At 57.6% G+C, this 15,190-nt stretch carries 18 protein-coding genes; 2 read left to right on the plus strand and 16 right to left on the minus strand.

Annotation, left to right across the window (positions count from 1 at the left end; all coding sequences use genetic code 11):
* The first annotated feature begins 25 nt into the window (after window positions 1-25).
* Entirely contained in the window at window positions 26-1,093 is a 1,068-nt protein-coding gene (locus tag F8N85_RS14255; RefSeq protein WP_150804235.1) for a hypothetical protein, read from the plus strand.
* A gap of 134 nt (window positions 1,094-1,227) precedes the next feature.
* On the opposite strand, the gene F8N85_RS14260 is transcribed toward F8N85_RS14255, so the two are convergent.
* Entirely contained in the window at window positions 1,228-1,755 is a 528-nt protein-coding gene (locus tag F8N85_RS14260; protein ID WP_150804236.1) for a single-stranded DNA-binding protein, read from the minus strand.
* A gap of 9 nt (window positions 1,756-1,764) precedes the next feature.
* Window positions 1,765-3,162: an MFS transporter gene (locus tag F8N85_RS14265; RefSeq protein WP_150804237.1), complete on the minus strand. Its 1,398-nt coding sequence runs from the start codon at window positions 3,160-3,162 to the stop codon at window positions 1,765-1,767.
* A gap of 177 nt (window positions 3,163-3,339) precedes the next feature.
* On the opposite strand from F8N85_RS14265, the gene uvrA reads away from it, so the two are divergent.
* Complete coding sequence (gene uvrA / locus F8N85_RS14270; protein ID WP_150804238.1) at window positions 3,340-6,174, plus strand: excinuclease ABC subunit UvrA; 2,835 nt, start codon at window positions 3,340-3,342, stop codon at window positions 6,172-6,174.
* 214 nt (window positions 6,175-6,388) lie between these two features.
* Here the strand turns inward: uvrA and bfr are convergent, their stop codons facing one another.
* The 14 genes from bfr to rplF all read right to left on the minus strand — a co-directional run bounded on the left by bfr (window position 6,389) and on the right by rplF (window position 15,179).
* Window positions 6,389-6,853, minus strand: a complete 465-nt coding sequence (bfr, locus tag F8N85_RS14275) for a bacterioferritin (protein WP_150804239.1) — start codon at window positions 6,851-6,853, stop codon at window positions 6,389-6,391.
* A 154-nt stretch (window positions 6,854-7,007) separates the two neighbouring features.
* Window positions 7,008-8,456 carry a catalase gene (locus tag F8N85_RS14280; RefSeq protein ID WP_150804240.1) on the minus strand — a complete coding sequence of 483 codons (1,449 nt, stop codon included), beginning with the start codon at window positions 8,454-8,456 and terminating at the stop codon, window positions 7,008-7,010.
* A gap of 236 nt (window positions 8,457-8,692) precedes the next feature.
* Window positions 8,693-9,079 carry a 50S ribosomal protein L17 gene (gene rplQ, locus F8N85_RS14285; RefSeq protein WP_007924175.1) on the minus strand — a complete coding sequence of 129 codons (387 nt, stop codon included), beginning with the start codon at window positions 9,077-9,079 and terminating at the stop codon, window positions 8,693-8,695.
* Window positions 9,080-9,120: 41 nt separating this feature from the next.
* Window positions 9,121-10,122, minus strand: a complete 1,002-nt coding sequence (locus F8N85_RS14290) for a DNA-directed RNA polymerase subunit alpha (RefSeq protein WP_003176403.1) — start codon at window positions 10,120-10,122, stop codon at window positions 9,121-9,123.
* A gap of 22 nt (window positions 10,123-10,144) precedes the next feature.
* Complete coding sequence (gene rpsD / locus F8N85_RS14295; protein WP_003210056.1) at window positions 10,145-10,765, minus strand: 30S ribosomal protein S4; 621 nt, start codon at window positions 10,763-10,765, stop codon at window positions 10,145-10,147.
* A gap of 18 nt (window positions 10,766-10,783) precedes the next feature.
* Window positions 10,784-11,173: a 30S ribosomal protein S11 gene (gene rpsK, locus F8N85_RS14300; RefSeq protein ID WP_002555466.1), complete on the minus strand. Its 390-nt coding sequence runs from the start codon at window positions 11,171-11,173 to the stop codon at window positions 10,784-10,786.
* Window positions 11,174-11,203: 30 nt separating this feature from the next.
* A complete protein-coding gene (rpsM, locus tag F8N85_RS14305) occupies window positions 11,204-11,560 on the minus strand; it encodes a 30S ribosomal protein S13 (RefSeq protein WP_003186020.1) in 357 nt (118 codons plus the stop codon).
* Window positions 11,561-11,689: 129 nt separating this feature from the next.
* The gene (gene rpmJ, locus F8N85_RS14310; protein ID WP_002555468.1) at window positions 11,690-11,806 is read right to left on the minus strand and encodes a 50S ribosomal protein L36; all 117 of its coding nucleotides are present in this window, start codon (window positions 11,804-11,806) and stop codon (window positions 11,690-11,692) included.
* Window positions 11,807-11,834: 28 nt separating this feature from the next.
* The gene (secY, locus tag F8N85_RS14315) at window positions 11,835-13,163 is read right to left on the minus strand and encodes a preprotein translocase subunit SecY (protein WP_150804241.1); all 1,329 of its coding nucleotides are present in this window, start codon (window positions 13,161-13,163) and stop codon (window positions 11,835-11,837) included.
* Complete coding sequence (rplO, locus tag F8N85_RS14320) at window positions 13,164-13,598, minus strand: 50S ribosomal protein L15 (protein WP_002555470.1); 435 nt, start codon at window positions 13,596-13,598, stop codon at window positions 13,164-13,166.
* Between the two features lie 3 nt (window positions 13,599-13,601).
* The gene (gene rpmD / locus F8N85_RS14325; RefSeq protein ID WP_003444363.1) at window positions 13,602-13,778 is read right to left on the minus strand and encodes a 50S ribosomal protein L30; all 177 of its coding nucleotides are present in this window, start codon (window positions 13,776-13,778) and stop codon (window positions 13,602-13,604) included.
* Between the two features lie 2 nt (window positions 13,779-13,780).
* Window positions 13,781-14,281 carry a 30S ribosomal protein S5 gene (rpsE, locus tag F8N85_RS14330; RefSeq protein ID WP_003186035.1) on the minus strand — a complete coding sequence of 167 codons (501 nt, stop codon included), beginning with the start codon at window positions 14,279-14,281 and terminating at the stop codon, window positions 13,781-13,783.
* Window positions 14,282-14,284: 3 nt separating this feature from the next.
* Window positions 14,285-14,635, minus strand: coding sequence for a 50S ribosomal protein L18 (rplR, locus tag F8N85_RS14335; RefSeq protein ID WP_003186037.1), 351 nt, complete (start codon window positions 14,633-14,635; stop codon window positions 14,285-14,287).
* 10 nt (window positions 14,636-14,645) lie between these two features.
* Window positions 14,646-15,179: a 50S ribosomal protein L6 gene (rplF, locus tag F8N85_RS14340; protein WP_003176412.1), complete on the minus strand. Its 534-nt coding sequence runs from the start codon at window positions 15,177-15,179 to the stop codon at window positions 14,646-14,648.
* Window positions 15,180-15,190 lie beyond the last annotated feature (11 nt).

Consider the following 15,190-nt stretch of genomic DNA (forward strand, 5'->3'; position numbering starts at 1 on the left):
CCACCCATTGTTGTGCAGCGCTGGCATGGCATGGCTGATGATCGCTGGCTGCCATGCGCTCACCGCCTGCACACCCGCGCCGCTGATTGCCTACTCGACGGACACACCGCCACTTGTGCTGGTCCCTGCGTCGCAGGCCGGCGTGCAGGACCAGCGGGCGCGCTTTCGCGAGATTTTCTGCTCGATCCTCGACAAGCGAGGAAGCGACCTGCCCGATAGCCGCCCTTGCGAGGAGGCACTGACGCGCGTCGGTAGCGAACCTGCTGGCACCGGCAAACCCGTCGATCTCGGTCAATCGAAACGCCGTCTGATCGGCGCTGTGGTGGCCGGCGTCGGCTACGAATGCTTCGAGCAATGGCTGCAAGCGCCCGGCAGCGTAGCGATTCATCTGCGCCAGTTCGGATATGACCTGGTGCAGATCAAGGTCGACGCCTTATCGAGTTCCGCAAACAACGCTCGGCAAATACGCGACGCGATCATGGCGATGCCAGCCGAAGCCGGACCGCCGCGCCTCGCCCTGATCGGCTATTCGAAGGGCGCGCCTGACATTCTCGAAGCGATGGTCGCTTACCCGGAAATCCGCGGCCGCGTGGCGGCAGTGATCAGCGCAGCCGGCTCGGTCGGCGGCTCGGCGCTGGCCAACGATGCCGAGCAGTACCAGGCGGACCTGTTGCGGCACTTTCCCGGTGCGACCTGCGATTCGGGCGACGGTGGCGCGATCAACAGCCTGCGACCCGCAACGCGCAAGAGCTGGCTGGCGCAGAACCGGCTGCCGTCCGAACTGAACTACTATTCGCTCGTTACCTTCCCGCAGCCGGACCACATCTCGGCCGTGCTGAAATCGAGTTACAACAAGCTGGCGCGCATCGATGCCCGCAACGACAGCCAAGTGATCTTCTACGATCAGGTTGTGCCTGGCAGCACCCTGATGGGCTATATCAACGCCGATCATTGGGCACTGGCAGTGCCGATCGCCCGAACACATTCGACCATCGCTTCACTATGGGTGACACAGAATGCCTATCCGCGCGAGGCGCTGGCGGAGGCAATGCTGCGCTTCGTCGAAGAGGATTTGGCGGCATCTTCGCGCTGACCCGCTCCTGCACGTATCGGCAGCTGGAAGCGTCAGGTTCGTAGTCTTTACTTTTTTTGGCAAATAAAAAGCCCCAAGAGCAGAACTCTCGGGGCTTTCAGTAAATACTTTACAGATTGAGTCTGAGTCGCATCCTAGAACGGAATATCGTCATCAAAGCTGTCGAAGTCTGGTGCCGGCTGCGGTGCGGCCTGCTGTTGTGGCGCTGGACGCGACTCACGCTGAGGCTGCTGGGTTGGTTGCGACTGCTGCGGCCGGGACTGCTGAGGACGCGGCGCCGAGTTGGACATGCCGCCCTGGCCTTGCTGGTCGCCCTGTGGACGGCCGCCGAGCAGTTGCATGGTGCCTTGCATGTCGACCACGATTTCTGTGGTGTAACGCTTGATGCCGTCTTTTTCCCACTCGCGGGTTTGCAGTTTGCCTTCAATGTAGACCTGCGAACCTTTACGCAGGTACTCGCCGGCGATTTCCGCAACCTTGCCGAACATCGACACGCGGTGCCATTCGGTCTTCTCGACCTTCTGACCGGTTTGCTTGTCGGTCCACTGTTCGCTGGTCGCCAGACTCAGGTTGGTCACGGCGTTACCGTTAGGCAAGTAGCGAACTTCGGGATCCTGGCCGCAAGTGCCGACCAATATGACTTTGTTAACCCCACGGGCCATAACGTTCTCCTAGGCTTCGCACGTCGCCGGCGCCGGGTTGTTGACCAGGCGCTCGAGGGTCGTACGATCCAATAGTTCGGTGTCCAATTTGATATAAATGGCGGCCTCCTCGGCCACCACCACTGCATCTGTTACCCCAACAACGGCCTTTAAACGCTCGGTCAAACCTGATTCGCGGATGGCTTCAGGTGATAACGGCAAGCGCAGACTCGTAACGTAGGGTGGTTCGCGCATGGTAACAGCAAAGGCCAGCCAAAGTGCAGCCAGCCCGGCACATCCCAGGAACACAACTGACAAACCGCCATGCTGGAACAGCCAACCGCCCATGATCCCGCCCAGTGCCGAACCGAGGAACTGGCTGGTGGAATAAACCCCCATGGCCGTGCCCTTGCCACCCGCCGGTGAAACCTTGCTGATCAGCGATGGCAAGGAGGCTTCCAGCAGATTGAACGCGGTGAAGAACACCACCGTACCAATCACCAGCGCCCGCAAGCTATCGCCGAACTGCCAGAAGAATAGCTCAGTGAGCATCAGCGTACCGACTGCACCGAGTAAAACTCGTTTCATTTTGCGTTTCTTCTCGCCGTAGATGATGAACGGGATCATCGCGAAGAAGGAAATCAACAACGCCGTCAGGTAAACCCACCAATGCTCTTCTTTAGGTAATCCGGCTTTTTCGACCAGGGCCAGTGGCAAGGCGACGAAGCTCGACATCAACATCGCGTGCAACACAAAAATGCCCAGGTCCAGGCGCAGCAGGTCGGGGTGCTTGAGCGTCGGCATCAGGGCCTGACGCGCAACGCCGGACTCTCGATGCTGCAACGGCCCGGTAGCGCGCGGGACCATGAACATGACGATCACAATCCCCACCAGCGCCATGGCGCCTGTGGCGAGAAACAACCCGGACAGACCGAAGGCACGGGTCAGCAACGGTCCTACAACCATTGCGACAGCGAACGACAGACCGATCGTCATGCCGATCATGGCCATGGCTTTCGTCCGATGCTGTTCCCGGGTCAGGTCTGACAGCAAGGCCATGACCGCCGCGGAAATCGCCCCGGCGCCTTGCAGGATCCGTCCGGCGATCACGCCCCAGATCGAATCGGCGTTGGCCGCCAGCACACTGCCGAGGGCAAAGACAATCAGCCCCAGGTAGATGACCGGGCGCCGGCCTATGCGGTCGGAAACGATTCCGAACGGTATCTGGAACATCGCCTGGGTCAGGCCGTAAGCGCCAATCGCCAGCCCGATCAGGGCCGGGGTCGCTCCCGCGAGATCCATGCCATAGGTCGCCAGGACCGGCAACACCATAAACATGCCAAGCATACGGAAGGCGAACACCAGGGCCAGACCGCTTGCCGCGCGGGTCTCGCTGCCACTCATGCGTTCGCTGTGGGGATCGTGCATGGATAAACCTCATGTGAACCGGCGGCGATTCTACCAGTCCCATCGATTGACGGGGTACATCGCGACGCTTTGACGCGCAGCTTTGATATATGGCTACGTCACGCTCATTTGATAGTGTGCATCCATCCAGTATTTGGCCTTATACTCCTACGTTTACGCCCGCCGAGCGAGGCCACTTTGGACAAGATCCTGATTCGTGGGGCCCGAACCCACAACCTGAAGAATATCGACCTGACCCTGCCACGGGACAAACTGATCGTCATCACCGGCTTGTCCGGATCCGGCAAGTCGTCCCTGGCTTTTGACACGCTGTACGCCGAAGGCCAGCGACGCTACGTCGAATCGCTGTCGGCCTACGCCCGGCAATTCCTGTCGATGATGGAAAAACCTGACGTCGATACCATCGAAGGTCTGTCACCGGCGATCTCCATCGAACAGAAGTCGACTTCGCACAACCCGCGCTCGACCGTCGGCACCATCACCGAAATCTACGACTACCTGCGTCTGCTGTACGCTCGCGTCGGCATGCCACGCTGCCCGGACCACGATATCCCATTGGAGGCGCAGACCGTCAGCCAGATGGTCGATCTGGTGATGGCGCAGCCCGAAGGCAGCAAGCTGATGCTGCTGGCCCCGGTGATTCGCGAGCGCAAAGGCGAGCACCTTTCGGTGTTCGAAGAACTGCGCGCCCAGGGCTTCGTGCGAGCCCGGGTGAATGGCAAGCTCTGCGAACTGGATGAGTTGCCGAAGCTGGATAAACAGAAGAAGCATTCGATTGATGTGGTGGTCGACCGCTTCAAGGTTCGCCCCGACTTGCAGCAGCGTCTGGCCGAGTCCTTCGAAACCGCCTTGAAACTCGCCGACGGCATAGCCCTGGTGGCGCCGATGGACGACGAGCCCGGCGAAGAAATCATTTTTTCCGCGCGCTTTGCCTGCCCGATCTGCGGCCACGCCATCAGCGAGCTGGAACCCAAGCTGTTCTCCTTCAACAACCCGGCCGGTGCCTGCCCGACTTGCGACGGTCTGGGGGTGAAGCAGTTCTTTGATATCAAGCGCCTGGTCAATGGCGAACTGACCCTGGCCGAGGGCGCGATTCGCGGCTGGGACCGGCGCAACGTTTATTACTTCCAGATGCTCGGGTCGCTGGCCTCCCATTACAAGTTCAGCCTGGAGGAGCCATTCAATGAGCTGCCGGCCGATCAGCAGAAATTCATTCTGCATGGCAGCGGCTCCCAAAATGTCGACTTCAAATACCTGAACGACCGTGGCGATATCGTCAAACGCTCGCACCCGTTCGAGGGCATCGTGCCAAACCTGGAGCGGCGCTACCGGGAAACCGAGTCGGCCTCCGTGCGCGAAGAACTGGCCAAGTTCCTCGCTACCCAATCGTGCCCGGATTGTCGTGGCACCCGGCTACGGCGCGAGGCACGGCATGTGTGGGTCGGCGAGAAGACCCTGCCGGCGGTCACCAGCTTGCCGATTGGCGATGCGTGTGAGTACTTCGGCGGCCTGAAACTGACCGGTCGACGTGGCGAAATCGCCGACAAGATTCTCAAGGAAATCCGCGAGCGCTTGCAGTTCCTGGTCAATGTCGGGTTGGACTACCTGTCCCTGGATCGCAGTGCCGACACTTTGTCCGGCGGCGAAGCCCAGCGTATCCGTCTGGCCAGCCAGATCGGCGCCGGTCTGGTCGGGGTGCTGTATATCCTCGACGAACCGTCGATCGGCTTGCATCAGCGCGATAACGACCGACTGCTCGGCACCCTGAAACATCTGCGCGATATCGGCAACACGGTGATTGTGGTCGAGCATGACGAAGATGCGATTCGTCTGGCCGACTATGTGGTGGATATCGGCCCGGGGGCTGGCATACACGGCGGGCACATCGTCGCCGAAGGTACACCGGCCGAAGTCATGGCCCACCCCGATTCACTGACCGGCAAGTACCTGTCCGGCCGGGTGAAGATCGCCGTGCCGGCCAAACGTACGCCACGCAACAAGAAGCTCTCGTTGTCGCTCAAGGGCGCCCGCGGCAACAATCTGCGCGATGTCGACCTGGATATTCCGATCGGCCTGCTGACCTGCGTTACCGGTGTGTCCGGCTCGGGCAAATCGACGCTGATCAACAACACGCTGTTCCCGCTCAGCGCCACGGCGCTGAACGGTGCGACTACCCTCGAGGCTTCGGCCCACGACAGCATCGACGGCCTGCAGCATCTGGACAAGGTGGTGGATATCGACCAAAGCCCGATCGGTCGTACCCCGCGCTCCAACCCGGCGACCTATACCGGGCTGTTCACACCGATTCGCGAGCTGTTCGCCGGTGTGCCGGAATCACGCTCCCGCGGTTACGGCCCGGGGCGCTTCTCGTTTAACGTCAAGGGTGGGCGCTGCGAGGCCTGTCAGGGCGATGGCCTTATCAAGGTGGAAATGCACTTCCTGCCGGACATCTATGTGCCGTGCGACGTCTGCAAGAGCAAGCGCTACAACCGCGAAACGCTGGAGATCAAGTACAAGGGCAAGAACATCCACGAAACCCTCGAGATGACCATCGAGGAAGCGCGAGTGTTCTTCGATGCGGTGCCGGCTCTGGCGCGCAAGCTTCAGACGTTGATGGACGTCGGTCTGTCCTATATCAAGCTGGGACAATCGGCGACTACCTTGTCCGGTGGCGAGGCGCAGCGGGTCAAGCTGTCTCGCGAACTGTCCAAGCGCGATACCGGCAAGACCCTGTATATCCTCGATGAGCCGACCACTGGCCTGCACTTCGCCGATATCCAGCAACTGCTCGACGTCCTGCATCGCCTGCGCGACCACGGCAACACTGTGGTGGTGATCGAGCACAACCTGGACGTGATCAAGACCGCCGACTGGCTGGTGGACCTGGGACCTGAAGGGGGCTCCAAGGGCGGACAGATCATTGCTGTCGGCACCCCGGAAGAAGTGGCGGAAATGGAGCAGTCGTATACCGGCTACTACCTGAAGCCGCTGCTGGAACGCGACAGGGCCTGAGCCCAATGAAAAAGCCCCTGTCACTTCGTCAGTGACAGGGGCTTTTTTGTGTCTCAGGAACCGTAGCAGCTGGCGCAGCCTGCGTTCGGCGGCGAAGCCGTCGTAAATCCGGACTCCCTATTCTTCCTGCAGAGTCTCGCAACCCTATATCACGACCGCTGCGCGGCCGAACGCAGCCTTCGGCAGCTGCTACGGACCGGGGGTCGACTCAACTTCAGAACTGCGACTGCAGGTAGTTCTCCAGGCCCACCAGCTTGATCAGACCCAGCTGTTTTTCCAGCCAGTAGGCGTGATCTTCTTCGGTGTCGGCCAACTGGAGACGCAGGATCTCGCGGCTGACATAGTCCTTGTGCAGCTCGCAGAGCTCGATACCCTTGCACAGCGCGGCACGCACCTTGTATTCCAGGCGCAGGTCGCAGGCAAGCATCTCAGGCACCGTGGCGCCGACGTCCAGATCGTCCGCACGCATGCGCGGTGTGCCTTCGAGCATCAGGATCCGGCGCATCAGGGCGTCAGCGTGTTGGGTCTCTTCTTCCATCTCGTGGTTGATGCGCTCGTAGAGCTCGGTAAAGCCCCAGTCCTCATACATCCGCGAATGGATGAAATATTGATCGCGCGCCGCCAGTTCGCCCGTTAGCAACGTGTTGAGATAATCGATTACATCCGGGTGGCCTTGCATCGCCTGAATCTCCCTGCTTGAAAGTCTATAGTTTGAACCAAGCTGACTTGCAGGTCACTCGCCTATCGCAATAAAAGCGAAGATATTCTGAGAAAAGCAGGTTAAATAACGCAAAAACCGCCCAAATGAGGGCGGTTCTGCTTCTCGTTTAGACTTAGTTAAGCGCTACGCCCAAGGCCGTTGCGATCCGCTCTCCATAAGCGACATCTGCCTTGAAGAAATGCTGCAACTGACGCTGAACCACATCGGTAGAAACCCCGGCCATGGCACCTGCAATGTTGTTGATCAGCAGGGTTTTCTGTTCGTCGTTCATCAAACGGAACAAGGCACCGGCGTGGCTGTAGTAGTCGGTGTCTTCGCGGTGATCATAACGATCTGCCGCACCGCTCAAAGCCAGCGCAGGTTCGGCGTATTGCGGAGCCTGTTTCGGCGCATCGGCGTAGCTGTTGGGCTCGTAGTTCGGAGCACCGCCACCGTTGCTGCCAAAGGCCATGGAGCCATCGCGCTGGTAAGTATTGACGGTGTTGCGTGGGGCATTCACCGGCAGCTGCTGGTGATTGGTGCCGACACGGTAACGATGGGCATCGGCATAGGCGAAGACCCTACCTTGCAGCATGCGGTCCGGCGACAGACCGACACCTGGCACCATATTGCTTGGCCCGAACGCCGCCTGTTCGACTTCCGCGAAATAGTTCTGCGGGTTGCGGTTCAGCTCCAGCTCACCCACTTCGATCAGCGGGAACTCCTTCTGCGACCAGGTTTTGGTTACGTCGAACGGGTTCTCGTAGTGCGCCGCGGCCTGGGCCTCGGTCATGATCTGAATGCACACGCGCCATTTCGGGAACTCCCCGCGCTCGATGGCACCGAACAGGTCGCGCTGGGCGTAGTCCGGGTCAGTACCGGCCAGTCGCGCCGCTTCTGCCGGAGCCAGGTTCTTGATGCCTTGCCTGGTTTTGTAGTGCCATTTTACCCAGTGCCGTTCGCCATTGGCGCTGATCAGGCTATAGGTGTGGCTACCGAAGCCGTGCATGTGCCGGTAGCCATCAGGGATCCCGCGATCCGAAAACAGGATGGTGACCTGGTGCAACGCCTCAGGCGAATGCGACCAGAAGTCCCACATCATCTGCGCGCTCTTCAGATTGCTCTGCGGCAAGCGCTTCTGGGTGTGGATAAAGTCGGGGAATTTCAGTGGGTCACGGATAAAGAACACCGGGGTGTTGTTGCCAACAATGTCCCAGTTGCCTTCTTCGGTATAGAACTTCAGCGCGAAGCCGCGTGGGTCGCGCTCGGTATCCGCCGAGCCGCGCTCGCCGCCTACGGTAGAGAAACGCAGGAAGGTCGGGGTCTGCTTGCCAACGGATTCAAACAGCTTGGCGCTGGTGTACTGGGTGATATCACGGGTCACCGTGAACGTACCGTAAGCACCCGAACCCTTGGCATGGACTCGCCGCTCCGGGATGTTTTCGCGGTTGAAGTGTGCAAGTTTCTCGAGCAGATGGAAATCGTCGAGCAGCAGCGGACCACGGGGGCCGGCTGAGCGGGAATTCTGGTTGTCGGCGACTGGAGCGCCACTGGCTGTCGTTAGCGTTTTATTCTGGCTCATGCTCAAACTTCCTCTGTCAGTCTTTAACTGCCGGCTAATCGGCTGGGAGGGAGTATTGACCATCAACATGTCACCATCAAATTCATTAATTTGTGGGCTTCGATAGAAAATAACTAATGACACCAATGAGCAGATGGCAGCACTGCAGCAGCGCAGGGGCTGAGATAAAGGAAGGTTTGCTTATCGAGCGGACACAAAAAACCGGGCACTAGGCCCGGTTTTTTGTATTTGACGTCTTACTCAGCGGATACAGCTTCACCGCCGACAGCACGATCAACCAACTCGACGTACGCCATAGGCGCGTTGTCGCCAGCGCGGAAACCGCACTTGAGGATGCGCAGGTAGCCACCCTCACGGGTAGCGTAACGCTTGCCCAGGTCGTTGAAGAGCTTACCAACGATGGCTTTCGAACGAGTACGGTCGAAGGCCAGACGGCGGTTAGCCAGGCTGTCTGTCTTGGCCAAAGTGATCAGCGGCTCAGCAACGCGACGCAGTTCTTTGGCTTTTGGCAGTGTAGTTTTGATCAGCTCGTGCTCGAACAGCGACACCGCCATGTTTTGAAACATGGCCTTGCGGTGCGAGCTGGTACGGCTCAGGTGACGACCACTTTTACGATGACGCATGGTTCATTCCTTACCAAACTCACGTTCGGTGATTACGACGATCAGGCAGTCGCCTTGTCGTCCTTCTTAAGACTTGCAGGCGGCCAGTTGTCGAGGCGCATGCCGAGGGACAGACCGCGGGAGGCCAGAACGTCCTTGATTTCAGTCAAGGATTTCTTGCCCAGGTTCGGAGTCTTCAACAGTTCTACTTCGGTACGCTGAATCAGGTCGCCGATGTAGTAAATGTTTTCCGCCTTAAGGCAGTTAGCCGAACGTACAGTCAGTTCCAGATCGTCAACCGGGCGAAGCAGGATCGGATCGATCTCGTCTTCTTGCTCGATTACCACTGGCTCACTGTCACCTTTGAGGTCGACGAACGCAGCCAACTGCTGTTGCAGGATGGTTGCAGCACGACGGATAGCCTCTTCAGGATCCAGGGTACCGTTGGTTTCCAGATCAATAACCAGCTTGTCCAGGTTAGTACGCTGCTCGACACGGGCGTTTTCCACCACGTATGCGATACGGCGAACCGGGCTGAACGAAGAGTCAAGCTGCAAGCGACCAATGCTGCGGCTTTCGTCTTCATCGCTCTGACGCGAGTCGGCCGGTTCATAACCACGACCACGAGCTACGGTGAGCTTCATGTTCAGGGCGCCGTTAGACGCCAGGTTAGCGATTACGTGATCGGGATTAACGATCTCGACATCATGATCCAGCTGAATATCGGCAGCGGTAACCACCCCCGAACCCTTCTTCGACAAGGTCAGCGTAACTTCGTCACGGCCGTGCAGCTTGATAGCCAGACCTTTAAGGTTCAACAGGATTTCAATTACGTCTTCCTGTACACCTTCGATGGCGCTGTACTCGTGGAGCACACCGTCAATCTCGGCCTCGACTACTGCACAGCCGGGCATTGAGGACAACAGGATGCGGCGCAGCGCGTTGCCCAGGGTGTGGCCAAAACCACGCTCGAGAGGCTCGAGAGTGATCTTGGCGCGGGTTGGACTGACAACCTGCACATCAATGTGACGGGGTGTCAGGAACTCATTTACCGAAATCTGCATGGATGCACCTATTTTCTAGCCCTTACTTGGAGTAGAGCTCGACAATCAGGCTTTCGTTGATGTCGGCGGACAGATCACTGCGAGCAGGAACGTTCTTGAAAACGCCCGACTTCTTCTCAGTGTCTACTTCTACCCATTCTACGCGGCCACGTTGGGCACACAGATCGAGAGCTTGGACAATGCGAAGTTGGTTCTTTGCTTTCTCGCGAATCGCGACCACGTCACCAGCACGAACCTGGTACGACGGCACGTTTACGGTCTGACCGTTAACGCTGACGGATTTGTGCGATACCAGCTGACGGGATTCGGCACGAGTCGAACCAAAGCCCATACGGTATACAACGTTGTCCAGACGGCATTCGAGCAGTTGCAGCAGGTTTTCACCGGTTGCACCTTTCTTGCCAGCAGCTTCTTTGTAGTAGCCGCTGAATTGACGCTCGAGAACGCCGTAGATACGACGGACTTTCTGCTTTTCACGCAGTTGGGTGCCGTAATCGGACTGGCGACCGCGGCGTTGGCCGTGGATACCAGGTGCTGCTTCGATGTTGCACTTCGATTCGATCGCGCGCACGCCGCTCTTCAGGAAGAGATCGGTGCCTTCGCGACGAGCGAGTTTGCATTTTGGACCAATGTAACGAGCCATTCTTTACAATCTCCTGGATTACACGCGGCGCTTCTTCGGCGGACGGCACCCGTTGTGCGGGATTGGCGTCACGTCGGTGATGCTGGCGATCTTATAGCCACAGCCGTTCAATGCACGGACAGCAGACTCACGACCTGGACCTGGACCTTTGACGTTGACGTCGAGGTTTTTCAGGCCATATTCCAGCGCAGCTTGACCAGCACGTTCAGCAGCTACTTGAGCAGCGAACGGGGTGGACTTGCGAGAACCGCGGAAACCCGAACCACCGGAGGTAGCCCAAGAAAGCGCGTTACCCTGACGGTCGGTAATGGTCACGATGGTGTTGTTAAAAGACGCGTGGATGTGGGCGATGCCATCAACCACTGTCTTTTTGACTTTTTTACGAGGACGAGCAGCAGGTTTTGCCATGATTAATTTCCTGTCGATTCGCTGGGGCGATTACTTGCGGATCGGCTTACGCGGACCTTTACGGGTACGCGCGTTAGTCTTGGTACGCTGACCGCGTACTGGAAGACCACGACGATGACGCAGACCGCGATAGCAACCGAGGTCCATCAAACGCTTGATTTTCATGTTGATTTCGCGACGCAGGTCACCTTCAGTGGTGAACTTCGCCACTTCGCCACGCAGCTGTTCAATCTGCTCGTCGCTCAGATCCTTGATCTTTGCGGCTGGGTTTACCCCAGTCACTGCACAAATTTTCTGTGCAGTAGTGCGACCAACACCATAGATGTAGGTCAGCGAGATAACAGTGTGCTTGTTATCTGGAATGTTAACGCCTGCAATACGGGCCATTCAGTGGGACTCCAATTGACAGCTACCTACGCCCCGGAAGCCAAGAAATAGGGCGCGAGATAATATCGCTGTAATAACAAATAATCAACCCAGCAGCGCACTAGCTGCTGGGCTTCAAGCGGATCACACTCAGCCTTGGCGCTGTTTGTGACGCGGTTCCGCGCTGCAAATTACTCGAACAACACCTTCGCGGCGAATAATTTTGCAGTTACGGCACAGCTTTTTCACCGATGCACGAACTTTCATCACCAACTCCTCGAACCTTATGGGTGCTTCAGCGCAGCATGCCGCTGCCGTAGCCCTTCAGGTTGGCTTTCTTCATCAGGGATTCGTACTGGTGCGAAACGAGGTGCGATTGTACTTGGGACATGAAGTCCATCACAACCACGACGACGATCAGCAACGAGGTCCCGCCAAGGTAGAACGGTACGTTTGCTGCAACCACCAGGAACTGGGGCAGCAAGCACACGGCCGTCATATATAGAGCACCGAACATGGTCAAACGGGTCAGAACGCCATCAATGTAGCGCGCAGACTGCTCGCCTGGACGGATGCCCGGAATAAAGGCACCGGACTTCTTCAGGTTTTCCGCTACGTCTTTCGGATTGAACATCAACGCCGTATAGAAGAAGCAGAAGAAAATAATCCCTGCACTAAACAGCAGAATATTCAACGGCTGACCAGGAGCGATCGACTGCGAGATGTCCTGCAACCAGCCCATACCTTCAGACTGACCGAACCAGGCACCCAACGAAGCCGGGAACAGCAAAATGCTGCTCGCGAAGATAGCAGGAATAACACCGGCCATATTCACTTTCAGCGGCAAGTGGCTAGTCTGCGCAGCAAACACCTTGCGGCCTTGCTGACGCTTGGCGTAATGAACGGCGATACGCCGCTGACCACGCTCAATGAACACCACAAAACCGATAATCGCTACTGCCAGCAAACCGATGGCAACCAGGGCGAAAATATTGATATCACCCTGACGCGCAGACTCGAAAGACTGCCCGACTGCACTCGGAAGACCGGCGACGATACCTGCGAAAATCAACATCGAGATACCGTTACCAACACCACGCTCAGTAATCTGTTCACCCAGCCACATCATGAACATCGCACCAGCCACAAAAGTGGATACCGCGATGAAATGGAAGCCAAAGTCACCAGTGAACGCAACGCCCTGCCCTGCCAGACCAACGGACATGCCGATAGCCTGAACAAGAGCAAGGACGACGGTGCCGTAGCGGGTGTACTGGCTAATCTTGCGACGGCCAGCTTCACCTTCCTTCTTCAACTGCTCCAGCTGCGGGCTGACGGCGGTCATCAGCTGCATGATGATCGATGCCGAGATGTACGGCATGATCCCCAGTGCAAAGATGCTCATCCGTTCCAGCGCGCCGCCGGAAAACATGTTGAACAAGCTAAGAATGGTCCCCTCATTCTGTCGAAACAGGTCTGCGAGTCGGTCCGGGTTGATACCTGGAACCGGGATGTGTGCGCCTATTCGGTAGACGATAATCGCCAGGAACAGAAAACGCAGACGAGCCCAGAGTTCAGACATACCGCCTTTGCCGAGCGCAGAGAGAGCACCTTGCTTAGCCATTTATTCCTCGAACTTGCCGCCAGCTGCTTCGATAGCCGCACGCGCACCTTTGGTGGCGGCGATACCCTTGATGGTGACTGCGCGAGTAACTTCACCGGACAACATGATTTTCACACGTTGTACGTTTTGGTTAATCACGTTGGCATCCTTCAGGGACTGCACGGTGACGATGTCGCCTTCCACTTTAGCCAGCTCGGACAGACGCACTTCTGCGCGGTCCATGGCCTTCAGGGAAACGAAACCGAACTTCGGCAGACGACGATGCAGCGGCTGTTGACCGCCTTCAAAGCCTGGAGCAATGGTGCCACCGGAGCGGGAGGACTGACCTTTGTGGCCACGGCCACCGGTCTTGCCCAAACCACTACCGATACCACGGCCCGGACGATGCTTTTCGCGACGGGAACCCGGCGCTGGACTCAGATCATTGAGTTTCATCGATTAACCCTCGACACGCAGCATGTAGTAAGCCTTGTTGATCATCCCGCGATTCTCGGGAGTATCAAGTACTTCTACAGTGTGACCGATGCGACGCAGACCCAGACCCTTGATGCACAATTTGTGATTAGGGATACGGCCGGTCATGCTTTTGATCAGCGTTACTTTAACGGTAGCCATGATCAGAAGATCTCCTTGACGCTTTTGCCACGCTTGGCGGCAATGGATTCAGGAGACTGCATAGCTTTCAAACCTTTGAAAGTGGCGTGAACCACGTTTACCGGGTTAGTCGAGCCATAGCACTTGGCCAGAACGTTCTGAACGCCAGCAACTTCGAGGACAGCACGCATAGCGCCGCCAGCGATGATACCGGTACCTTCAGAAGCAGGCTGCATGTACACCTTCGAAGCGCCATGGGCGGACTTCATTGCGTACTGCAGCGTGGTGCCGTTCAGATCAACTTGGATCATGTTGCGGCGAGCAGCTTCCATTGCCTTCTGGATCGCGGCAGGCACTTCACGTGACTTACCACGGCCGAAGCCAACGCGCCCTTTACCATCACCCACCACGGTCAACGCGGTGAAAGTGAAGATACGGCCGCCTTTAACGGTTTTGGCTACGCGGTTAACTTGAACCAGCTTCTCGATGTAGCCTTCGTCGCGCTTTTGGTCGTTATTTGACATAACTTAGAACTCCAGCCCAGCTTCACGAGCAGCATCAGCCAGCGCCTTAACGCGACCGTGGTACTTGAAGCCAGAGCGGTCGAAAGCCACCTGCGAGACGCCAGCGGCTTTAGCACGCGTAGCGACCAGCTGGCCAACCTTAGTGGCCGCGTCGATGTTGCCAGTGGCGCCATCACGCAGTTCTTTATCCAAAGTCGAGGCACTTGCCAGGACTTTGTTGCCGTCGGCCGAAATGACCTGGGCGTAGATGTGCTGCGACGAACGGAACACGCAGAGACGCACGACTTCGAGTTCGTGCATTTTCAGGCGTGCTTTGCGAGCGCGACGCAGTCGAGTAACTTTTTTGTCGGTCATTTGCTATGCCCTACTTCTTCTTGGCTTCTTTACGACGGACGACTTCGTCCGCGTAGCGCACACCTTTGCCTTTGTACGGCTCTGGTGGACGGAAGTCGCGGATCTCGGCGGCCACTTGACCTACCAGCTGCTTATCGATGCCCTTGATCAGGATATCGGTCTGGCTAGGAGTCTCAGCGGTGATGCCTTCCGGCAGTTCATAATCCACTGGGTGCGAGAAGCCAAGAGCCAGGTTCAGCACTGTGCCTTTTGCTTGCGCTTTGTAACCAACACCGACCAGCTGGAGCTTGCGCTCGAAGCCTTGGCTTACGCCTTGGACCATGTTGTTTACCAACGCACGAGTGGTACCAGCCATTGCGCGAGTCTGTTGATCGCCATTGCGAGCAGCAAAACGCAGCTCACCGGCTTCTTCAACAATCTCAACGGACGAATGGATGTTCAGTTCGAGAGTACCCTTGGCACCCTTCACCGAAAGCTGTTGGCCTGCGAATTTGACTTCGACACCGGCTGGCAGCTTAACGGGGTTCTTAGCGACGCGTGACATGCTTATCCCCC

Source organism: Pseudomonas fluorescens (genome assembly GCF_902497875.1).
Classification (GTDB): domain Bacteria; phylum Pseudomonadota; class Gammaproteobacteria; order Pseudomonadales; family Pseudomonadaceae; genus Aquipseudomonas; species Aquipseudomonas fluorescens_BR.